The organism is Devosia sp. A16, from assembly GCF_001402915.1.
GTDB lineage: Bacteria > Pseudomonadota > Alphaproteobacteria > Rhizobiales > Devosiaceae > Devosia_A.
This window is the reverse complement of sequence record NZ_CP012945.1, coordinates 4,343,736-4,365,151: the sequence shown is the minus strand read 5'-3', so window position 1 is coordinate 4,365,151 and position 21,416 is coordinate 4,343,736. Positions and strand designations below refer to the sequence as shown.

The following is a 21,416-nucleotide window of genomic DNA, read 5'->3' as shown; positions in this document are numbered from 1 at the left end:
TCGCTGCTTCACGTCGCCATGTCCCGGTCAACATTGAGTAGGTGATGATGAAAGCCATAACCGCTCTTCTCCGCACGCGGGCAACGTGCGCATGAGAAACGGGCGGTGGCATTCCCTGAGTTTCACTTATCAGAGTCCGCACACCGGCGGCAACCTGGCTAGCCTCTAGGGGTAGCCATAAGGCCTACCAACAAGATGCCGGCGGCGATCAGAACCACGATCGCCAGCCATGCAATGATCATCCAACCGTACCCGTAACGCCCCCTCAGCATCCGGACCTCCCTGAAGGCCGACGGCGCAATACGGGCGGCCTTTACCCCCAATCATACGCCGCCTACCGCGCTGATCAACAGCGCGTGAGGGCGCACCTGCAGCAGGAAACACCATGACCAAGACAACGCGCCCCCAGCGCGAACGCATCAATACGCCCGAGAATCGGCAGCACATTGCCGAGGACGCTGCTCGCCTGGTTGCCTTGGCGAAGGCGGAGGAAGCTCGTCGCTTTCCGAATAACTCGGAGGGCCGATAATTGCCCCTGCCGACCATCTACAACACCGGCACTGCGTCGGTTGCCAATGGCGCCACGACCCTCACCATCGTCGGTGCAGTTTCTAACGCCATCTATGCCGGCGACTTGTTCTGCGACCCGGCGCAGCCGCTCGTGCCGCCGCAGCGCATTGCCTCCGTCACTGGTGGCGGTGTCTACGAGCTCGCAGTCGGCTGGCCCGGCACGGCAATGACGTCGGATCCGTACGAGGTTCGCATTACCCCGGACTCGGTGCGGGTGCAGGAGAGGACGCGCGAGGTGTTGGAAGCGCTCGGTCAGCGTGGCTTGCCTCAAGGTGGCGACGCTGGTCAGGTGCTCGGGAAGGTTTCTGGCGACGACTATGCCGTTGCCTGGGTAGATGACGAGGTTGGGGGAGGAGGAGCGGCATCAGATATCGCCTTCACCCCCACCGGCGACCTGACCTCTACCGACACGCAGGCGGCAATTGCCGAGGTGAACGGCAAGATTGCCGCAGCCGCGGCAGGCGTGGCTAGGCGTGGGACGGTGCGCGCGGCAACTACCGCGAATATCACGATCGCCACGGCCCTCAACAACGGCGATAGCCTCGATGGCGTCACGCTGGCGACCGGCGACCTTGTACTGGTCAAGAACCAAGCGGCGCCGGCCGAGAACGGCGTTTATGTGGTCGGTACGTCGCCCGCCCGGTCAACTGAGTTCGACACGTACAACGAGCACCCCGGCGCACTCATAGTCGTCCAGGAAGGGACCGCGCTCGCCGACTCATTCTGGTATTGCACCAGCAACGCAGGCGGGACGCTCGGAACCACTGGCATCGTGTTTGCGCAACTTTCGCTGACGCCCGCGGATGGCAGCATCACATATGCCAAGATGGCGGCTGGGGTGATCAGAGAAACCCTCGCCGCGAACCGCACCTATTACGTCCGAACCGATGGCAGCGACAGCAACACCGGACTCGCGAATACGTCGGGCGGCGCCTTCCTGACTTTGCAGAAGGCATGGAACACCGTAGCGGCGCTAGACTTGTCGACCTTCTCCGCGACGATCAAAGTCGAGAACGGGACCTATTCCGCCGGCCTCAACATGTCGGCAATGCCACTAGGCGGCTCCGGCATCACGATCGAGGGAAACACCGCTTCGCCGGCTAACGTCCACGTGAGCTTGGCGGGCTCGTGTTTCCTTGTTAGTTCCGCCCTTCCTTGTCCTTTGACTATCAAGGGCTTCAAGACGACTTTTTCCTCCACCGGCGGGTCAGCCGTCCGCGTTTCAGCCCCTGGGCGCGTGACAGCTTCCAACATGGAGTTGGCCGGCGGCAGCACGGGCGGCTTTACCGGCGCATACCGAGCCGACGATCCGGGCGCTATCCTGATGATCTCGACGGGGCAGCTTATCTCTGGCGGCATGTCCTGTTTAGCGCAGGCCATTTACGGCGGAATCGTCTTGTTCTTCGGCATCACCGTGACGCTTACCGGCACGCCGGCTTTCAGCTGGATTACCGTAGGCGCTCAGTCGATGGGCCTGGTCGAGCTTGTGGGCGTCACCTTCTCAGGGGCAGCCACCGGCACACGTTACAACACGTCGACAGGCGGCGGCATCAACACGGGCGGCGGCGGCGCTAGCTTCATCCCCGGCAACGCGGCCGGTACGGCGACCGCGCCAGGTTGGTACGTTTAGCGACCGGCCGCGGGGGATATGATCACGTCCGCCTAACGCCCCACCGCGCCACATGTGACCGTCCGAATCCTTTTCCCTGGAGGAGCGGCGGACCTGCAGCCGACGTCTTGCCCCGGATGTCGGCTGCTACAGCCACTGTGACCGGTACCAGTGAGCACTTACTGTTCCTTGATCGTTCCTGGCACTAGCCGGAGACTTTCACAGTATCCACGGACTTGTTCTCGTTTCGTACCGTCTGATAGCCGTCGACTCTCTCAGTGCAGGAGTCGACAATGAACACCTTCCCTAAGACAGTCCGCGAGTTCATCGAAGCCGGCCGTCAGGTTATTCAGGAATGTGAAGCCTGCCGCCGAAAGGCGCCGATGGATCTGAGCATGTTGGAGCTCGTTTTCGGGTCCAGCTTCGACCTGTACGCCAGCATGCGCGAGATGCGCGACCGGCTCAGTTGTCCAGCTTGTGGCCACCCGCGGCCGTTGATCGAGTTCCACAACCCGACGGCCACGCACTTCCGAGATGTCAGCTTCGACGAGTCGGTGACGTCGGCATTGGAGTTCAACGCTTACAACCGGGCCAGAAAGGCGAGCTAACCCTTCGGCTTCCGCGGCCTAGCCAGAAGCTCGAGCGCTCGCCGGTGCGTCTCTTCTTCCGACCGCCGAGGAGGCAACCTCTCCCGTGGCGTGGTTGGGGTGACTCGACATGCGTCCCACAGCGCCAGTAGATCACTTTCACTGAACCGCATGGTGCGGCTACCGAAGATCGAACAGTGACCAGTTCGGCGAGCAATCCGTGAGACGGCGGATTTGGTGGTGCGTAGGTACTCCGCTGCCTCGGCGAGCGTGTAAATCTTGCCGAGCGGGCCGTCGTCGGGTTCGGTATTACGCCCAAGAACGCGCGGCATCGGCTGCTAGCTCTCGCCCCGAGTCGGTCAATGACAGCGTCTTCCCATCGTCCAGTATGAAGCCTCGCTTGGCCAAGCTGGCGCGAGATTGCGGGCCTGCACCCGCAAGCGACTCGGGGGCTGCAGGAGCGCCGCGCCGATGGAGTGAGAGCAGCAACTTTCTCTCCCAAGCGGTAAGAGCTCTCGACTCCCGCCATGCACGGAATTCCGGCGTTTCGGGCGGGATCTCCCACTCGTCCTCTTCCTGCTCATCCTCGGCGCCCCCAGGCAGGCGGGCGAATGCCTGCTCGATCTCGATGCGCGACCACACTCGACGCGTGTCGATCACCTTCGGTTTGGGCATCCGGCCGTCGGCGACCATCTGATCGAACTTAGTTGGGCTGACGTCGATGTAGGCGGCGGCGACTTCGCGCCTCAGTCCCAGCGGCGGCAGGGATAGAGGGAGGATGTCTTGGCGCCGAGGCTTGCGCTCTTCGGTCACTGGACGAGCCAGCCGATTAGGCCCGGTTCGGCGTCACCCAGCGGCACGGTGAGCGACAGCGCGATCGCCGATACCGCGATGACGAAAGCTACGCCAATAAGTACAATACGAGTCCATGTCATGCACCGCTGCTAGCACACCTCAGCAACATCGCACCAACTCATAATAACGCATGCCCCTGCCGAGGAATATGCGACAACGCATATTACGTTACCTACAAGCAAATCTGACGGATTTGTCAATTATGCAAACGACAAGTTCGCCGCCCGTTAGGGCAGTTTCCTTGCTGCTTGTCATATCCAAAGGTTCAGGATGGTTCGCGGAGCCTCAGAAACTCCCGCGGTTGGGCCTGCAAGCCCTCCGCACCCAGAGCGCCGGCAAATATCCCTGCAAGGATCTTAGCCGCCGAAAAGACCGCGCCGATTTGTCGTCGGCGTGACCGGCATACTTATGCCGGGAGTGCCACGGTTATACAAGACCCTTTTGGGGAAGACCGCGGCGCATGTTCTCTGGACATGTTCTGAGACTCCCGGTGCCGGGCCGCCCTCCGGCAAACGGCCCTCAGAAGCCGATCTGGAGCAGAACATGAACCAATCCCCTACCCCCACCTTCGCACTCGGCCAGCGGATCCGCACCCTACTTGAGGACGTCGGCAGTGTAGTCGGCCGCATGGAGCCAACGCCGGCGAAAGGCGATCAGTACAGCTACATCGTCCGACTTGACGACGGTCGACGCTTCGTTTGCCTAGATGACGTGCTCGAGGCGGCGTAGGGCAGCACAACTGAAGGGGCCGTCCGGTTGGGCGCCCCCTTCAAGGCTCCAACTCATGCAAGCGCCTAACGAACCGAAACCGAAGGCCATTAGCGACTGAGAATTCGACGTCGTCTACGTCGTAAACGGCGATGTAGCGAGATCGCTGGAACCCCACAAGTTTGCCGTTGGAATCCAGCATCGCTTTGTCGTCGGTTAGTATGACCTGATGACCATTCATGATCGCGCCAACGTACTCATTCAACTGGTTCTGTATGTTGCGCCCTTCATGGCGCTCAAAAGGGTCGTGGTAGATGGCACCGCTCGGCCACCAGTACTTATGCACACAGGGCAGCGCTTTCCCGTCGACACTGGCGAACCACCAGCCTTGCCGGCCAATTGCCTTCTTCGTCTCCACCGCAGCCCCCCAACGGCCGTTATGCCGAGCGTTATGATGCGACCGAAATACGACAAATAACCAAGCAATATCAATAGGTTTGGCGGGTAGGGAGGGATTCGAACCCCCGGAACGCTTTCACGTTCGCCGGTTTTCAAGACCGGAGCAATCAACCGCTCTGCCACCTACCCGACGCCGACGCGTTTAGCGGCAGCCGCGCCTTACGGCAAGAGCAGCGTCGAGCCGGTGGTGGCTCGGGCTTCGAGCGCCTTCTGCGCTTCCACCGCCTCGGCCAGCGGCCGGGTCTGGTCGATTGCCACCTCGATCCTGCCAAGTTCGATCATGTTGAACAGCGCATCGGCCGCCGTGCGAATATCCTCGGCGGTGCGGAAATACGCCGCTCCGGTCGGTCGCGTCACGTAGAGCGAGCCCTTGTCGGCGAGGATGCCGAGCCGAGGCATCGACACCGGGCCGGAAGCATTGCCGAAGCTGACCATCAGGCCACGCAGCTTGAGGCAATCGAGCGAAGGCTCGAAGGTTGCCTGCCCCACACCGTCATAGACCACGTCGACCCCCTTGCCGCCGGTGAACTCCTTCACCCGCGCGACGAAATCGTCGGTCTTGTAGTTGATGGCAAGGTCGGCCCCGCACTGGCGCACGATCTCGCACTTCTCATCCGAGCCGGCGGTGCCGATCACCCGGGCGCCGATGGCCTTTGCCCACTGCACCAGAATCTGCCCGGTGCCGCCGGCGGCGGCGTGCACCAGGATGGTCTCACCGGCCTTCAGCGCGTGCGTCCAGTGCAGCAGGTAGAACGCCGTGGCGCCCTTCAGCAGTGCCGCGGCAGCGACTTCGTAGCTGATGGCCTGCGGCAGGTGCACGGCCTTGTCGGCCGGCAGCAGCCGCTCGTCGGCATAGGCGCCGACCGGACCCTGGTAGGCGATGCGGTCGCCGACCTTGAAGTCGCTCACGCCAGGTCCCACGGCGATCACTTCGCCGGCCCCCTCGTTGCCGGCGGTGAACGGCAGCGGCGTCTTGTAGAGGCCGGTGCGCTGGTAGACGTCGACGAAGTTGAGACCGATGGCGCGGTTGCGGATCTTCAGCTGGCCCGCCCCGGGCGCACCGACTTCCACATCCTCGAGCTTCAGTTGCTCGGGGCCACCATATTCACGGACGACAAAGGCGCGGCTCATCGGCTTACTTCCTCGGGGCTGATTTCGGCTTGGCGCGGGCCCGCGAGGCGGGCGTCGATTTCGGCCGGGGCTTGGCCGGGGCGAGGGCCTCGGCGGCGGCGTTGGCGGAAACATGGGTGGCGGCGGCGGCCTCGTGCGGCAGGCCGGCACCGGCGGCGCGCCGGTTGCGGCGCTCCTTGGCAATGATGTTGATCGCCTCGACCAGCACCGAGAAGCCCATGGCGGCGTAGATGTAGCCCTTGGGGATGTGGAAGCCCAGGCCATCGGCCACCAGCGAGGTGCCGATCAGCAGCAGGAAGGCGAGCGCCAGCATCTTGGTGGTCGGATGCTTGGCGACGAAGTCGGCCACCGGGCCCGACGCCACGAACATCACGCCGACCGCGACGATCACCGCAGCGATCATCACCTCGACCTGGTCGGCCATGCCCACGGCGGTGACGATCGAGTCGATCGAGAACACCAGGTCGATGACGATGATCTGGCCGATGATCGCCGCGAACGCCTTGGTGGCCTGCTGCTTGAGATCGGCCTCGTGCGGCTCCTCGATCTCGGCATGCATTTCGTGCGTCGCCTTGTAAACGAGGAAGGCGCCGCCGGCGATCAGGATGAGATCCTTCCACGAGGGCGCAAAGCCCATGATCTCGAAGGCCGGCTGCGTCAAGCCGATGATCCATGAGATCACCAGGAGCAGCAGGATACGGAAGATCAGCGCCAGCGCCAGGCCGAGCTTGCGCGCCCTGTCGGCCTGCTCCTTGGGCAGGCGCGACACCAGCACGGAAATAAAGACGATGTTGTCGATGCCGAGCACGATCTCCATCGCCGTGAGGGTCAGGAAAGCGGCCCACGCGTTGGGATCGGAGAGGAGTTCCAGCATCGACAGCTCCAGATGAATGATCGCGAGGCGACATACTTAGGGCCAGCTCTCCCCGGTTGGAAGAGTGCGTGCATCGCTCCACACAGGGTGCGGTTTTTCATCGCGGTGCCGGCTGGTGGGACGATCGCATCGCGCCGAAGCTGGCCCGGCGAACGGCTCACTGATAAGATAAGTGTTCGATCCCATTCGAAAGTTCCCGCCATGGACTCGTTCTCTCCCCTCCCCGCCCTGATCGGCGGTGCGCTCATCGGGCTTGCCTCCGCCGTGCTCTGGCTCGGCAATGGCCGCATTGCCGGTATCTCGGGAATCTTCGGGCAGTTGCTACCGCCGGCCCGGACGGTGGTGTGGCGGCTGGTGTTCCTCGCCGCCCTTGTGCTCGGCGCATTGGCGACCTCCTGGCTGGTCCCCGGCCTGGGGGTCGGCGGGCCCGGCGGTGCACCGGCGCAGCTGGCATCGCCGCCGCCGGGCTGGAACATTCCTACCCCACTATGGATCGCGATTTCCGGCCTGCTGATCGGCTTCGGCACCAAGATCGGCAATGGCTGCACCTCGGGACACGGCGTCTGCGGCATCGCCCGGCTGTCGAAGCGTTCGTTCGTCGCCGTCGGCGTATTCTTCTCGGTCGCCATCCTCACCGTCACCCTTACCGGGATCGTCTGAAATGACCGCCAACCTGCGTTTGCCCTATCTCGCCACCGCCGCGCTCAGCGGCCTGCTGTTCGGCGCCGGTCTCTACGTGTCGCAGATGGTCGATCCGCTGAAGGTCCTGCGCTTTCTCGATTTCACCGCCATTCCCACCGGTGGCTGGGACCCGAGCCTCGCCTTCGTCATCGTCCCCGCGATTCTGGTGATGTTTGTCGCCGTACGGATCGGCAAGCGGCGTCAGGCGCCGCAGTTCGATGCTCAGTTCCACGAGCCCGAATTCCATCATATCGATGCGCCGCTGCTCACCGGCGCGGCACTGTTCGGCGTCGGCTGGGGGATGTCGGGCATCTGCCCCGGTCCGGCGATCGCGCTGATCGGCTTCTGGCCCGACAACCTGCTGATCTTCCTGCTCGCCCTGTTCGCCGGCTCCTATGCGGGGGCGTTGATCATCCCGAGCGGCCGCGACAAGCGGCTGGCGCTGGCCCGATGACCGGCGCCCCCGAAGCCGTGGTGGTGGGCGGCGGGCTCGCCGGTGTCGCAGCGGCTGTCGCCGTCGCTCGCGCCGGGCTACGCACCCTGCACCTCGCCCCCAAGGGACCGCCCGACCGCCGGACTTCGGCGCTGATGGGCCCGAGCGTCGACTACCTGCGGGCCTCGGGCCTGATCAGCGACCCGGCCGCGCTCGGCCACCCGCTGACCCAGATCCGCATCATCGACGCCACCGATCGGCTGATCCGCGCGCCCGAAACGCTGTTCGACAGCAAGGATGCGGGGCTCGAAGCCTTCGGCTGGAACTTTCCAAACATCAAGCTGCTGGACGCGTTCGAGGCGGCCCGGGCCACGCTTGGCAATCTGGAGACACGCGAGCTGGCGCTCGCCAGCATAGAGCGCGGCGACAGCGGCTGGGTGCTGACGCTTGCCGACGGCACTACGGTCGAGGCGCCATTCGTCGTCGGCTCCGACGGCAAGAAATCGCTGGTGCGTGTCGCCACCGATTTCCGCGCCCGCGAGCATGGTTTCACCCAGTCGGCGCTGGTCTGCGATCTGGAACTGGGCCGTCCGCTCGGCGGCGCTTCGGTCGAGTTCCACTACGAACAGGGACCGTTTACGCTGGTTCCGGCCGGCGGGTCGCGCGCCAACCTGGTCTGGATCGACGATCGCGACGTGTTGAAGGCGGCGCAGGCCAGCGGCCAGGATGGGCTGCGCGCCACCTTCCTCGAGAAGTCGCAGCGGCTGTTCGGCGACATCCAGTTGCTGACGCCGGCACACATGTTCCTGCTCTCGACCCTCACCGTCGAGCGCGCCGGCATGGATGGCATCGTGCTTGCCGGCGAGGCGGCGCATGCTTTCCCGCCGATCGGCGCGCAAGGGCTCAATCTGGGGTTGCGCGATGTCGCCGACCTCGCGGCGTCGCTCGCTGCCGCGGACCGGACCATGCCCGGTTGGGCCGCCGCCGTGAGTACGGATTACGCACACCGCCGCGCCGAGGATCTCGAGCGCACCGGCGGCATGGTCGACGCGCTGTTCCGCTCGCTGCTCAGCGATTTCCTGCCGGCCCAAGCGCTGCGGGCCGGCGGCCTCTGGGCCCTGCGCCTGGTCCCCCCACTGCGGAAGCGGGCCTTCGGGCTGGGGATGGGACGGGGGTGAAAGCTCAGGTGAACCAAAGCGTATCAGCACACCAGCGACGTCTTTCCCGCGCAGGCGGGAACCTGGTGGGATGCTGCAACGCTCGCTGAGGCTAGAAATCCCACAACTGCGCCCCTAGGCCCGGCGCCCCGATTGCCACCAGACAGCGCTCCAAACTCGGTGGGGCAACTGCAGTGGGTCAGCTCAACCGCCGCCAGGGTCCACAGAGGATCATTGATCGGAGGTCAAGTCATCAAACAAAAAGGGCGCCCGAAGGCGCCCTTTCGATTCCTGCATCCGACCCGCTTATTGCGGGGCAGCCGGCGTGGTCGGAGCAGGAGCGGCGCCATCGGTGCCGAGCTGCTTGCGCAGCTCTTCGGCGCGATCCTGCAGCTGCTTTTCCAGCGCCGACGGCGTGGTCGACTGCTTGTTGAATTCGTCGAAGGTCATCGCGGCGGCGCCGTCATAGACCGAGGTGAAACCGGCGAGCGTGATGTCGATCACCAGGTCCTTGTTCTGGCGGTTCTTGGCGGTGAGCTTCAGCACCCCGCCCTTCTTGAGGCTGTTCACATAGGCCTCGTTGATCACCAGCTGGGTGGCGCAGCTCTGCGGGTCGCACAGCATGAACGGCACGCGGATCGGCTTGCCGCCGTCGATCTGCCAAGTGAGGCCGAACGGCAGCAGCACCCCGAGCGGCACCGCGGCGACGGCGAGCAGACGGCTCTCCTGGCCCGGATCGTCGCGCAGCAGGAACGAGCCGAGGAACTGGCCATTGGCGACGACGACCTGACGCATGATGCAAGCCTGCTTGCCGCCATCGATGGGGTCGCAGACCTTGAGCCAGTTCTGAGCGGGATTGGCATTGGCGGCCGGCGCCGCAGGCTTGGCAGCAGCATCGGCAGCGGGCGCAGCCGGTGCGGCCCCACCCTCGGCGGGGGCTGCCGGAGCGGCGTCCTGCGCGAGCGCCCCGAACGAGGGCATCATCAGTGCGGCAACCGCGAAACCAGCAACGACGAGCTTTTTGAGGGTCATTGAATTTCCTTGTGGTGTCCTACCATCGGTGACTCTCCCGGCCACCCTATTTCGTGCGCTCTTCAAGGCACGAAATCGGGCAATAACATGACCGACAGGACTTCCGAAAGCTTTAACCTCAGAGTGTTGCCGCGGCACCCGATTCAGCGGCGAGACGGGCCATTCTCGACAGTATCGCAGCGGTTCCTTTCAGTCGTGCGTCAGCTGTCGGCCAGTCACGGCTGAACACGAGTTTCTGATCAGGCTTGATCCGCACCTGCATTTGCGGATCAGACACCATGCGCACCAGCCCGGCAGGGTTGGGGAACGTCTTGTTCCGCAGGGTAACGACTGCCCCCTTCGGGCCAGCATCGACCTTCTCGACATTGGCGGTGCGGCAAAGCGCCTTCACCAGGATCACCTTGAGCAGCGCTTCCACTTCCTCGGGGAGCGGTCCGAAGCGATCGATCAGTTCGGCGCCCGCCGCATCGATCTCGCGCGCATCCGACAGATCGCCCAGACGGCGATAGAGCTGCATCCTGAGCTGCAGGTCGGGCACGTAGTACTCGGGGATCATCACCGGCATGCCCAAGGAGATGGTCGGGCTCCACTCGTTGCGCTCCTCGTAGTCCGCATCGCCGTCGCGCAGCGCCGCCACGGCCTCTTCCAGCATCGCCTGGTAGAGCTCGAACCCGACCTCGCGGATATGACCTGACTGCTCGTCGCCAAGCAGGTTGCCGGCGCCCCGGATATCGAGATCGTGGCTCGCCAGCTGAAACCCTGCCCCCAGTGTCTCGAGCGATTGTAGCACGGTCAGGCGCCGCTCGGCGGTGTCGTTGAGCTTGCGATCGGGCGGGATGGTGAACAGCGCATAGGCACGCTGCTTGGCCCGGCCGATGCGCCCGCGGATCTGGTAGAGCTGGGCGAGGCCGAAATTGTCGGCCCGGTGCACGATCAGCGTATTCGCATTGGGGATATCGAGCCCGGATTCGACGATCGTGGTCGCCACCAGCACGTCGAACTTGCCGTCGTAGAAATTGTTCATGATGTCGTCGAGTTCGCCCGGCGCCATCTGGCCATTGGCGACGACATAACTCACCTCCGGCACCTGCTGGCGAAGGAACTCGGCGATATCGGGCTGATCCTTGATCTTGGGCACCACGTAGAAGGCCTGGCCGCCGCGATACTTTTCGCGCAGCAGCGCCTCGCGCACGCTGAGCGGATCGAACGGCGAGACGAAGGTGCGGATGGCGAGGCGGTCGATCGGCGGCGTCGCCAAGAGCGACAGGTCGCGCACCCCGGTCAGGGCCAGCTGCAGCGTGCGGGGGATCGGCGTTGCGGTCAGCGTCAGCACATGGACGTTGCCCTTCAACTCCTTCAGGCGCTCCTTGTGCGCGACGCCGAAATGCTGCTCCTCGTCGATGATGAGGAGGCCCAGATCCTTGAACTGGATGGATTTGGCCAGCAGCGCGTGCGTGCCGACGACGATGTCGACCGTGCCCTTTTCCAACTCCTCCCGGGTCGCCTTGAGTTCGGTCGAGGACACCAGCCGCGAGGCCTGCCGGATCCGCAGAGGCAGCCCGGAAAAGCGCTCGCTGAAGGTCTTGAAATGCTGGCGCGACAGCAGCGTGGTCGGGACGACCACCGCCACCTGACGCCCGGACATCGCCACTGCAAAGGCGGCGCGCAGCGCCACTTCCGTCTTGCCGAAGCCAACATCGCCGCAGACCAGCCGGTCCATGACGCGGCCGGAGGCCAGGTCTTCGAACACGGCGTTGATCGCTGCCAGTTGGTCCTCGGTCTCGTCATAGGGGAAGCGCGCCGCGAATTCCTCGTAGAGTCCCGGCTGCACGTCCATGGGCGGCACGGTGGAGAGCTGGCGCAGTGCGGCGATCTTGATCAGCTGCTCCGCCATGTCGCGGATGCGCTTCTTGAGCTTGCTCTTCTTGGCCTGCCAGGCGACGCCGCCCAGCTTGTCGAGCTCGATGATGGCGTCGGCGCCGTAACGCGACAGCAGTTCGATATTCTCGACCGGCAAATAGAGCTTGGTGTTGCCGGCATACTCGATCTCGACGCAGTCGTGCGGCGCGCCCTGCACCTCGATGGTCTTCAGACCGAGGAAGCGACCGATGCCGTGGTCGACATGCACCACCAGGTCGCCGGCGGCGAGGCCGGCGGCCTCGGTCAGCGCGTCCGAGGCCTTGCGCCGCTTCTGCGGCCGCAGCAGCCGCTCGCCGAGGATATCCTGCTCGGAGAGCACCAGCATGTCGTCGGTCTGGAAGCCGGACTCGAGGCCCAGCACCACCAGGGCGGTGGTCTCGGGCGAAGTTGTCTCGGCGTCGCGCCAGTTCTCGGCGAGCCGCGGGTGCTCCAGCCCGTGATCGGCGAGCACCTGCGCCATGCGGTCGCGCGAGCCTTCCGACCAGCAGGCAATGATGGTCTTGCGGGCTTTCTTCCGTTCAGCGCGGAACAGCCTCACCACGGCTTCGAACAGGTTGACGTCCTGCGCCTGCCGTTCGGCGGCGAAACTCGGCGCCACCCGCCCGCCCGCATCGTCAACCTTGCGCGTGTCGGGCGACGCGAACGGCGACAATTGCACCACGCCCTTGTCGGGCGCCAGCCCATAGGGCCCGCGCTCCATCTCATAGAGCTGCGCCGGAGGCACCGGCTTATAGGGCGCCGCGCCCTGCGCCTGCTTCTCGTGCCGCGCCTCTTCGCGCGCCTGGTAATAGTCGGAAATCTGCGTCTGCCGGTCGGCGAAGGCCTCCCGCGCCTGATCGTCGAAGACGAACGGCGCGTCTTCGGTATAGGCGGCGAGGTGGTCGAGTTCGTCGTAGAAGAACGGCGTCCAATGCTCGACGCCCGGGTAGCGCTGGCCGGCACTCACCGCGGCATAGAGCGGATCATCTACGGTGTTGCCGCCAAACATCGTGGTGTAGCGGGCGCGGAAGCGGCGGATCGCCTCTTCGCTCAGCAGCACCTCGCTCATCGGCGCCAGCGCGATGTGCTTCAGATTGCCGGTGGTGCGCTGGCTGTCCGCATCGAAGGTGCGGATGGTCTCGAGCTGCTTGCCGAAAAAGTCGAAGCGCAGCGGCGACTCGGCGCCGGCCGGAAAGAGATCCACCAAGCCGCCGCGCACCGCATACTCGCCAGTCTCACGCACCGTCGGCACGCGCAGATAGCCGTTGCCGGCAGCCCAGGCGATCAGCTTCTCGCTGTCGACCACCTGCCCTGCCGCGGCGGCAAAGCTCATCCCGGCCACCACGTCACGCGGCGGCAGCTTCTGCACCAGGGCATTGACCGTGGTGAGGACGATCGCGCCCTTGGCGGTGCCGCCAGCGAGAGTGGAGAGCGTCGTCATGCGGGCCGCGATGGTCACTCCGTTCGGCGACACCCGGTCATAGGGCAGGCAGTCCCAGGCCGGCAGGGTGAGCAGTTGATGCCCGGGCATCAGCTGCTCGAGGATCTCGACCATGCGCTGCATGCGCCGCCCGTCGCGCGCCACGAACACGGCGCTCACCGGCGCAGCGGGAGAGGCTTTCAGCCGCTCCTCGACGAGACGCGCCAGCACCACCGGCTGCATGCCGTCAGGGACGTTGGAAAGGGTGCGGTCGGCGCGCTGGTCGGTCATTTGGCGGTCCGGAACGTCAGGAGGTCGGCAAGCATCTCGTGATCGGCATCGGCTGGCGCCGGCTCCTGCCCCATCAGCCAGGCAAGGAGGTCGGTATCCAGTTCCTCCAGAAGCGTCTCGAAGCGATCGAGTTCCGCCCCATCCATGCCCGCGAGCCGGGCATCGGCGTAGGGCCCGAGCAACAGGTCCATCTCCTTGGTGCCGCGGTGCCAGGCGCGATAGCGCAACCGGCGCAACCGCATAGCGGAATCTTCACCGGCGTCTTTTTGAAGGGCCATGATCGGGTGGTCTCGGGGAATGTGGATGGCGTGTTTACGCGGATATCGCCGCCATGTCACGTGGCAGCGCGGCGAAGCCTGGGCTAGGTTCCGCCCAGGAGGTTTCTCGACTCGTGTCCCGTCCGCCGGCCCTCGATCCGCTGTTCCGCTCGCTTCACTCCATCAAGGGAGTGGGGCCGCAACTGAGCGCCCTGCTCACCCGCTTCTTCGGCGCACCCGAGGGGCAGGAAGCCGTCGCGCTCGACCTGTTGATGCATATGCCCACCGGCATCGTCGATCGCCGCCGCATGGATGGGATCGCCAACGCCGTGCACAACAACATCGCGACGTTGAAACTGCACATCGACCGCCACCAGCCGCCACCGCGCGGTCGGCCGCATATCCCGCATCGGGTGTTCGCGCATGACGAGACCGGCGAAATCCAACTGGTGTATTTCCGGGCCCAGGGCGGCTGGGTGGAAAAGCTGCTGCCGGTCGGCGAGACGCGCTACGTCTCGGGCACCATTGGCTTCTTCCAGGGCGAGAAGCAGATCACCCATCCCGACTACGTGGTCGGGGCCGACAAGTTCGAGGATATGCCGCTGGTCGAGCCGGTCTACCCGCTGACCCATGGCCTCAGCTCCCGCGCCCTGATCAAGCTCACCCGGCAGGTGCTGGAGACGGTTCCGGACCTGCCCGAATGGATGCCCGCCGAGCGCCTTGCCGAGTTCGGCTGGCCGAGCTTTCGCGCCGCCATGCACGCCTCGCATGCGCCGGATACTCCGGACGAGGCGCAGCTCTGGTCGAAGAACCGCATGCGGCTCGCCTATGACGAGTATCTCGCCGGCCAGCTCGCCCTGCTGATCGTCCGCTCGCAACTCGTCGCCCCGCGCGGCATCGCGCGCCGCTTCACCGGCGAGATTTCCTCGAGGGTCGAGGCCGCCCTACCCTATACCCTCACTGAGGGCCAGCGCCTCGCCGTCGAGGACATCCGCCGCGACCTCGCCGCACCGGAGCGCATGTCTCGCCTGCTGCAGGGCGATGTCGGCGCCGGCAAGACCGTCGTCGCGCTGATGGCCATGGCGGCGATGGCGGAGAGCGGCGCACAGTCGGCGCTGATGACGCCCACCGAAATCCTCGCCAGCCAGCACTACAGGACGCTGAAGCCGCTCTGCGACCAGGTGGGGCTCGGCATCGTGCTGCTCACCGGCAAGATGACGGCGGCCGAACGCCGCGCCGCCTTGTCCGGCATTGCCGATGGCTCGACCGCAATCGTCGTCGGCACGCACGCGCTGTTTCAATCCGGCGTCGAGTTCCACAATCTGGGGCTGACGGTAGTCGACGAACAGCACCGCTTTGGCGTGCACCAGCGCCTCGCGCTCAGTGAGAAGGGCGCGCACGCCGACCTGCTGGTGATGACCGCCACGCCGATCCCGCGCACCCTGGTGCTCACTCATTTTGGCGACATGGCGGTCAGCATCCTGCGCGAAAAACCGCGCGGCCGGCAGCCGATCGACACCGCGGTGCTGTCGATCGGTGAATACGGGCGCGTCATCCAGCGCCTCGAGAGCCGCATCGCCGAGGGGGCGCAGGCGTTCTGGGTCTGCCCGCTGGTCGAGGAAAGCGAGCATCTGGAGGTGGTCGCTGCCGAGGATCGCTTCGCCGAGCTCAAGAAGGTGTTCGGCGACCAGGTGGTGCTGATCCATGGCCGGATGAGCGCCGCCGCCAAGGCCGAGGCGATGGAGCGCTTCCAGCGCAACGGGGCCAAGATTCTCGTCGCCACCACGGTCATCGAAGTCGGCGTCGACGTGCCCAACGCCACCATCATGATCATCGAGCATGCCGAACGCTTCGGCCTCGCGCAACTCCACCAGTTGCGCGGCCGCGTCGGGCGCGGCAGCCAGCGCTCGGCCTGCCTGCTGCTCTACAAGGAGCCCTTGAGCGAAACCGCCAAGGCGCGCCTCGAGACCATCAAAGCCACCGAAGACGGCTTCGTCATCGCCGAGAAGGATCTCGAACTGCGCGGCCAGGGCGATGTGCTCGGCACCCGCCAATCCGGCATGCCGGGCTATCACCTCGCGGTGCCCGATGTGCACCGGCACCTGCTCGAATGGGCACATGAAGACGCCAGGAACGCCCTGACCCGCAACCCCGCCCTTACCGGTCGCGACGGCGATGCCTTGCGCACGCTGCTCTATCTGTTCCGCAAAGACCTCGCCATTCCGCTGCTCCGCGCCGGCTGATCGCACATGCATATCCGTCCCTTCGAACGCCGTGATACCGATGCGGTCGTCGCTCTCTGGCGGGCCCGCGGCCTGACCCGCGCATGGAACGATCCACGCAAGGACATCGAACGCAAGCTTGCGGTGCAACCCGAGCTGTTCCTCGTCGGCGAGCTGGACGGCGAAGTCATCGCCACCGCGATGGGCGGCATGACGGTCACCGCGGCTCGGTCTACTATCTCGCGACGGGGGAAGCGCATGCCGGGAATGGTTACGGCGCCGCACTGCTGGCCGAGCTCGAGCGCCGGCTCACGGCGATGGGCTGCCCGAAGATCAACCTGCTGGTGCGCGGCGAGAACGACGGCGTGCTGAAATTCTACGACCGATTGGGCTACGAGCGGCACGACTCGCTGAGCCTGGGGCGGCGGTTGATCGAGGACTAGAGCGGTGTGACGATAGCTGCGCCGGTGCGAGTTGACCCCCACCCCTGTCCCCTCCCCCTAAGAATGGGGCGGGAGACGTCGGCCTCGATTTCGGTGGTGATGATCTCCCTCCCCTTGTTTAGGGGGAGGGGACAGCGGTGGGGGGGGTCGGCGCCCGCCGGCGGCAATGACTAAATCGGAGTTCCCCTACCCCTCACTCCACCGCGTACTTCCTCAGCACGTCGATCTCGACATAGTTCAGCACCGATTGGTGTGTCGCCTGCAGCACCACGCGCGGCGCCAGGCCGGCTTCCAGCGCCTCGACCCAGCGCAGCGCGACAAGGCACCAGCGGTCGCCGGCCTTGAGGCCGGGGAACGCATATTCCGGTATCGGGGTCGAAAGGTCGTTGCCGCGCGACTTCGAGAAGGCGAGGAAGGCGTCCGTCATGACGGCGCACACCGTGTGCCGGCCCTCGTCCATCGGGCCGGTGATGCAGTTGCCGTTGCGGAAGAACCCGGTCAGCGGGTGCATCGAACAGAGCGCCAGCGGCTCGCCGAAGACGTTGAGCTCGGGCTCCTGCTCGAAGAACGGTTTATTCAACCGTCACGCTCTTGGCGAGGTTGCGCGGCTGGTCGACGTCCGTGCCCATGAACGAGGCCGTGTGATAGGCCAGGAGCTGCACCGGGATTGTGGCGAGGATCGGCGCGACGAAGCTTGCCACCTTGGGCAGCACCAGCACTTCGGCGACATCCTCGCCCACGGTTTCCTTTCCCACCTCGTCGGTGATCAGGATGATCTTGCCGCCACGTGCCGCGACTTCCTGCATGTTGGAAAGGGTCTTGGCCATCAGCTCGTCCGACGGCGCAACGACGATCACCGGCATCAGCTCGTCCACCAGAGCGATAGGCCCGTGCTTCAGTTCGCCGGCGGGATAGGCCTCGGCATGGATATAGCTCAGTTCCTTGAGCTTCAGCGCCCCTTCCATGGCGATCGGAAACATCTGGCCGCGCCCGAGATAGAGCACGTCCTTGGCTTTGCTCAGCCGCTTGGCGATCTCCTCGACCTGGCCTTCCAGCGCCAACGCAGCGGAAATGGCGGTCGGCAGCGTCGTGAGGCTGTGGACCAGCTCGGCTTCCTGCGTTGCCGATACCGTACCGCGCGCGACGCCGGCGGCGATGGCGAGGCTCGCCAGTGCCGTCAGCTGCGCGGTGAACGCCTTGGTCGAGGCAACGCCGATTTCCGGCCCGCATAGCGTGGGGAACACCACCTGGCTCTCGCGCGCCATGGTCGATTCCGGCGAATTCAGCAGCGAGGCGATGTGCTGGCCCTGGCTGGCGCAGTAGCGCAGGGCCGCCAGCGTGTCGGCAGTCTCGCCCGATTGCGAGATGAAGAGGCTGAGGCCGCCCTGCTCCAGCGGCGGCTCGCGATAGCGGAACTCCGAGGCCACATCGACATCCACCGGTAGCCGCGCATAGCGCTCGAACCAGTACTTGGCGACGATGCCGGCATAGGAGGCCGTGCCGCAGGCCGAGATGGTCAGCCGCCTGAGCGCGGAAAAATTGAACGGCAGCGCCTCGCGCAGCGTCACCTTGTCGCTGCTCATGTCCACGTAGTGGCTGAGCGTGTGCGACACCGTTTCGGGCTGCTCGTAGATTTCCTTGGCCATGAAATGGCGGTGGTTACCCTTGTCGACCAGCAGCGCCGAGGCGGCCGAAACCAACATCTCGCGCTGGACGATCGCGTCGGAACCATCGCGGATGGTGACGCCGTTCTTGGTCAGCACCGCCCAATCGCCATCGAGCAGGTAGCTCAGTCGCGAGGTGAACGGGGCCAGCGCCATGGCGTCGGACCCCAGATACATCTCGGTCGCGCCATAGCCGATGGCGAGCGGCGCACCGGAGCGGGCAGCGATCAGCAGCGCCTCTTCGCCCTTGAACATGAAGGCCAGCGCAAAAGCGCCGCGCAGCTCCCGCAGCGTTCGCGCCACGGCCATCTCGGGGTCGAGCCCGCGGTCGAGCTCGCGCGTCACCCACAACGCCACCGATTCCGTATCGGTCTGGGTCTTGGGCAGGTAGCCATCCTTGGCGAGGTCGGCGAGCAGCTCGCGGAAATTCTCGATGATGCCGTTATGGACGACCGCCACCTTGTCGGTGGCGTGCGGATGAGCATTGCCCTCGGTGGGTGCGCCATGCGTCGCCCAGCGGGTATGGCCGATACCGATATTGCCGCCGAGCGGCTCGAAGCTCAGCTTGGCGGCGAGATTGCCGAGCTTGCCTTCGGCGCGGCGGCGGCCGATCTGTCCGCCCTCCAGCGTTGCGACACCGGCGCTGTCGTAGCCGCGATATTCCAGCCGCTTCAGCGCGTCCACCAGCCGCGGCGCAACCGGTTCCGTCCCGATAATCCCGACAATTCCGCACATCGCGTGGGGTCCCCTACTTGCCAGATCTGGCGCGTTTGACGGCTTCGGCCCGTGCCTTGAGCTTGGGCGCGTAGCCGGGCTTGTTTTCCTGCCGGGCGCGGCCCAGGGCCAGGGCATCCGGCTCGACGTTGTGCGTGATGACGCTGCCCGACGCGACATAGGCTCCGTCGCCGATCGTCACCGGCGCCACCAGCGACGAGTTCGAGCCGATGAAGGCATTGGCCCCGATGGTGGTCTTCGATTTGTTCACGCCATCATAGTTGCAGGTGATGGTCCCTGCCCCGATATTGGTTTTGGCGCCGACCTCACTGTCGCCCAGGTAGCTCAGGTGCCCGGCCTTGACGCCCTCATGCACGACCGAGTTCTTCACCTCGACGAAATTGCCGATATGCACGTTGTCGCCGATATCGGCGCCGCCGCGCATCCGGGCGAACGGCCCGATGCTGGCGCCGGTGCCGATCGAGGTGTTCTCGATGTCGCAGAACGCCCGGATCTCGACCCCGTCGGCGATCTTCACGCCGGGCCCGAACACCACGTTGGGGAAGATGGTGACGTCGCGGCCGATCTCGGTGTCATAGGAAAAATACACCGTCGAAGGGTCCTTCAACGTCACTCCGGCGCGCATGAAGTCGTCGCGGCGCAGCTCCTGAAACTGCGCTTCGGCTTGCGCCAGCTTCCGCCGATCGTCGACGCCAATCACCTCGTTGGCGTCTGCCTCGACGACCTCGATGCGACGTCCATCAGCATTCGCCAGTTCAACGGCATCGGTGAGGTAGAACTCACCCTTGGCGTTGGCATTGCCGATCCGGTCAATGACCGATCGCAACGTATCGGCACGGAATCCCATGATGCCGGAATTGCAGAGTCCGATCGCCCGCTCCGCCTCGCTGGCATCCTTGTGCTCACGGATCGCGAGGAGGCGGCCATCGTCGGTGAGTAGACGGCCATAGCCTGTGGTGTCGTCGGGACGAAACCCAACCACCACGATGTCGGCGCCACTATCCAATCGCGCCGTTATTCCAGCGAGCGTTTCGGTGGAGACCAGCGGCGTATCTGCATAGAGCACAATAACGTTGCCCTTGGCGCCGGCATAGGCCGCTTCAGCTTGCTTCACAGCGTGCGCCGTACCCCTACGATCTGCCTGGGTGGAGAAAGTCGCGCCAGGCGCTAGTGCGGCTACTGTTGCCTGCACGGCCTCATGTGCGGGGCCAATCACCACGGCTATAGCTGAGGAGCTCGCCGCGACGGTGCGGACGACATGGCCGACCAGGGGCAATCCTCCCACCTGGTGCAGTACTTTCGGCATGGCAGAGCGCATGCGGGTGCCCTCGCCCGCGGCCAGGATGATCGACAGCAGTTCAGTCATGCAAAATTTTCCCTGAGGGCCCTCTCAGCCGATCATCGTTTCCCCCGTGTTTATGGCAGCAAGTTGTTGGGAATCCGATAACGCGGTTACGGAGTGGTAAACTCGTGGGAGCCCCTGATTCGTGGGGTTTTGGGGGTGGGAACTTGGCGAGGGCAGCAGATCAGTTTCGTCCGGCCGATGTGACGATGTGGGGCATCGCGGCGCTCGGCATTTGGGCGATGGCGATCTTGGGCGCCAACCTCTCGGGCCTGATCCCGCCCAGTGTCTACGGCGCGTTGCACGCCTCGCGGCTGGAAGGCTCAACCATCAATCAGTTGCGCACGCAGGTGGCGACGCTCGAGGAGGAAACCTCGAAGATGAAGCGCGAGAACATGCAGCTGCTGCAGCGCTTCAGCGTGAGCGAGGATGCCGCCGGTGCGGTGACCAGGCGGGTCGGCGCGCTCGAGGTCAGCGTCCCCAAGCTGATCGAAAGCGCGCAGGCGAAGGCGACCGCCCGCATCGACACCACCACCACCGGGTCGATCGGCGCCGGCAAGACGTTGACCTTCGAAACCGAAGGCGGCACCGTGGCGGTGCAGCAGCGCCCACTGCTCCCCGGCTCCGGCGAGGTGAAGCTGAAGGCGGTACCGCTTTCGGCCAACACCATGCCGCTCGCCATTCCCGACGGCAGTTCGCCCGGCATCAAGCTCGGTTTCCCGGTGCGGCCGGATACCGCCGAGGCGCAGTGGCAGGAACTGCTAGCCCAGGTCGGCACCATGCTGGTGGGCCTGTCTCCGGTGCTCGCCGAACAGGACGGCACGGATGGCAAGGTGATCGTCGCCGGCCCGATGGTCGACCGGGCGTCGGCGATCGAACTGTGCGCCCGGCTCGACCGGGCGGGCGTTCCGTGCGAGCCGACCAAGTATGCCGGCCAGCCGATTCCACTGCTGAACTGACGGCCATTCACCGTTAGCGATTGACAGCAAGGGCACAATGCCTATGTTCCGCGCCGATCCGCCCAATGCGGCAGATCGTCGACTTTGC

The 21,416-nt window shown here is 65.1% G+C and carries 20 protein-coding genes and 1 tRNA gene; 8 read left to right on the top strand and 13 right to left on the bottom strand.

Translation table 11 applies throughout. The features are described from left to right. Nucleotides 1–529: 529 nt before the first annotated feature. Together APS40_RS20905 and APS40_RS20900 are read left to right on the top strand one after the other, a co-directional pair. Nucleotides 530–2,200: a hypothetical protein gene (locus APS40_RS20905; protein WP_055048880.1), complete on the top strand. Its 1,671-nt coding sequence runs from the start codon at nt 530–532 to the stop codon at nt 2,198–2,200. A 272-nt stretch (nt 2,201–2,472) separates the two neighbouring features. After that, nucleotides 2,473–2,787, top strand: coding sequence for a hypothetical protein (locus APS40_RS20900; protein WP_055048879.1), 315 nt, complete (start codon nt 2,473–2,475; stop codon nt 2,785–2,787). On the opposite strand, the gene APS40_RS25640 is transcribed toward APS40_RS20900, so the two are convergent. From APS40_RS25640 to APS40_RS20870, 7 genes are all read right to left on the bottom strand, one after another. Next, entirely contained in the window at nt 2,784–3,098 is a 315-nt protein-coding gene (locus tag APS40_RS25640; RefSeq protein ID WP_442855826.1) for a helix-turn-helix domain-containing protein, read from the bottom strand. The two genes, APS40_RS20900 and APS40_RS25640, sit on opposite strands and share 4 nt — an antisense overlap. Continuing rightward, nucleotides 3,076–3,579 (bottom strand): hypothetical protein, encoded by a 504-nt coding sequence (locus tag APS40_RS25550; protein ID WP_335338167.1) that lies wholly within the window; start codon nt 3,577–3,579, stop codon nt 3,076–3,078. The genes APS40_RS25640 and APS40_RS25550 overlap by 23 nt, the downstream gene beginning before the upstream one ends. After that, the gene (locus APS40_RS25480; protein ID WP_257720963.1) at nt 3,576–3,701 is read right to left on the bottom strand and encodes a hypothetical protein; all 126 of its coding nucleotides are present in this window, start codon (nt 3,699–3,701) and stop codon (nt 3,576–3,578) included. Before APS40_RS25480 ends, APS40_RS25550 begins: the two co-directional genes overlap by 4 nt. A gap of 689 nt (nt 3,702–4,390) precedes the next feature. After that, a complete protein-coding gene (locus APS40_RS20885) occupies nt 4,391–4,747 on the bottom strand; it encodes a hypothetical protein (RefSeq protein ID WP_055048877.1) in 357 nt (118 codons plus the stop codon). Nucleotides 4,748–4,827: 80 nt separating this feature from the next. Next, nucleotides 4,828–4,917 (bottom strand) — tRNA-Ser (locus tag APS40_RS20880). 30 nt (nt 4,918–4,947) lie between these two features. After that, on the bottom strand, nt 4,948–5,919 hold the full coding sequence (locus APS40_RS20875) for a quinone oxidoreductase family protein (protein ID WP_055048876.1): 972 nt from the start codon (nt 5,917–5,919) through the stop codon (nt 4,948–4,950). A 4-nt stretch (nt 5,920–5,923) separates the two neighbouring features. Beyond that, on the bottom strand, nt 5,924–6,793 hold the full coding sequence (locus tag APS40_RS20870; protein ID WP_082434579.1) for a TerC family protein: 870 nt from the start codon (nt 6,791–6,793) through the stop codon (nt 5,924–5,926). A 201-nt stretch (nt 6,794–6,994) separates the two neighbouring features. Here APS40_RS20870 and APS40_RS20865 point away from each other — a divergent pair, with 201 nt between their 5' ends. The 3 genes from APS40_RS20865 to APS40_RS20855 are packed head-to-tail and all read left to right on the top strand — an operon-like array spanning nt 6,995 to nt 9,085. Beyond that, nucleotides 6,995–7,453 (top strand): YeeE/YedE family protein, encoded by a 459-nt coding sequence (locus tag APS40_RS20865; RefSeq protein WP_055048875.1) that lies wholly within the window; start codon nt 6,995–6,997, stop codon nt 7,451–7,453. Between the two features lies 1 nt (nt 7,454). Continuing rightward, a complete protein-coding gene (locus tag APS40_RS20860; RefSeq protein WP_055048874.1) occupies nt 7,455–7,928 on the top strand; it encodes a DUF6691 family protein in 474 nt (157 codons plus the stop codon). Then, nucleotides 7,925–9,085: an FAD-dependent monooxygenase gene (locus APS40_RS20855; protein WP_055048873.1), complete on the top strand. Its 1,161-nt coding sequence runs from the start codon at nt 7,925–7,927 to the stop codon at nt 9,083–9,085. The genes APS40_RS20860 and APS40_RS20855 overlap by 4 nt, the downstream gene beginning before the upstream one ends. Before the next feature lie 285 nt (nt 9,086–9,370). On the opposite strand, the gene APS40_RS20850 is transcribed toward APS40_RS20855, so the two are convergent. The 3 genes from APS40_RS20850 to APS40_RS20840 all read right to left on the bottom strand — a co-directional run bounded on the left by APS40_RS20850 (nt 9,371) and on the right by APS40_RS20840 (nt 13,984). Next, nucleotides 9,371–10,096 (bottom strand): invasion associated locus B family protein, encoded by a 726-nt coding sequence (locus APS40_RS20850; protein ID WP_055048872.1) that lies wholly within the window; start codon nt 10,094–10,096, stop codon nt 9,371–9,373. A 118-nt stretch (nt 10,097–10,214) separates the two neighbouring features. Further along, entirely contained in the window at nt 10,215–13,706 is a 3,492-nt protein-coding gene (gene mfd / locus APS40_RS20845; RefSeq protein WP_055048871.1) for a transcription-repair coupling factor, read from the bottom strand. Continuing rightward, a complete protein-coding gene (locus APS40_RS20840) occupies nt 13,703–13,984 on the bottom strand; it encodes an FAD assembly factor SdhE (RefSeq protein ID WP_197279377.1) in 282 nt (93 codons plus the stop codon). Before APS40_RS20840 ends, mfd begins: the two co-directional genes overlap by 4 nt. Before the next feature lie 113 nt (nt 13,985–14,097). Between APS40_RS20840 and recG the strand changes: the two genes are divergently transcribed. Both recG and APS40_RS20830 read left to right on the top strand, forming a co-directional pair. Then, entirely contained in the window at nt 14,098–16,206 is a 2,109-nt protein-coding gene (gene recG / locus APS40_RS20835; protein ID WP_055048869.1) for an ATP-dependent DNA helicase RecG, read from the top strand. An 83-nt stretch (nt 16,207–16,289) separates the two neighbouring features. Next, complete coding sequence (locus APS40_RS20830) at nt 16,290–16,628, top strand: GNAT family N-acetyltransferase (protein WP_210166736.1); 339 nt, start codon at nt 16,290–16,292, stop codon at nt 16,626–16,628. A 193-nt stretch (nt 16,629–16,821) separates the two neighbouring features. On the opposite strand, the gene APS40_RS20825 is transcribed toward APS40_RS20830, so the two are convergent. The 3 genes from APS40_RS20825 to glmU are packed head-to-tail and all read right to left on the bottom strand — an operon-like array spanning nt 16,822 to nt 20,393. Beyond that, nucleotides 16,822–17,208 carry a DUF2237 domain-containing protein gene (locus tag APS40_RS20825; RefSeq protein WP_055048868.1) on the bottom strand — a complete coding sequence of 129 codons (387 nt, stop codon included), beginning with the start codon at nt 17,206–17,208 and terminating at the stop codon, nt 16,822–16,824. Continuing rightward, nucleotides 17,201–19,027, bottom strand: coding sequence for a glutamine--fructose-6-phosphate transaminase (isomerizing) (glmS, locus tag APS40_RS20820; protein ID WP_055048867.1), 1,827 nt, complete (start codon nt 19,025–19,027; stop codon nt 17,201–17,203). Before glmS ends, APS40_RS20825 begins: the two co-directional genes overlap by 8 nt. A 13-nt stretch (nt 19,028–19,040) precedes the next feature. Beyond that, the gene (glmU, locus tag APS40_RS20815) at nt 19,041–20,393 is read right to left on the bottom strand and encodes a bifunctional UDP-N-acetylglucosamine diphosphorylase/glucosamine-1-phosphate N-acetyltransferase GlmU (RefSeq protein ID WP_055048866.1); all 1,353 of its coding nucleotides are present in this window, start codon (nt 20,391–20,393) and stop codon (nt 19,041–19,043) included. A 143-nt stretch (nt 20,394–20,536) separates the two neighbouring features. Between glmU and APS40_RS20810 the strand changes: the two genes are divergently transcribed. Next, a complete protein-coding gene (locus APS40_RS20810) occupies nt 20,537–21,328 on the top strand; it encodes a hypothetical protein (RefSeq protein WP_156343027.1) in 792 nt (263 codons plus the stop codon). Nucleotides 21,329–21,416 lie beyond the last annotated feature (88 nt).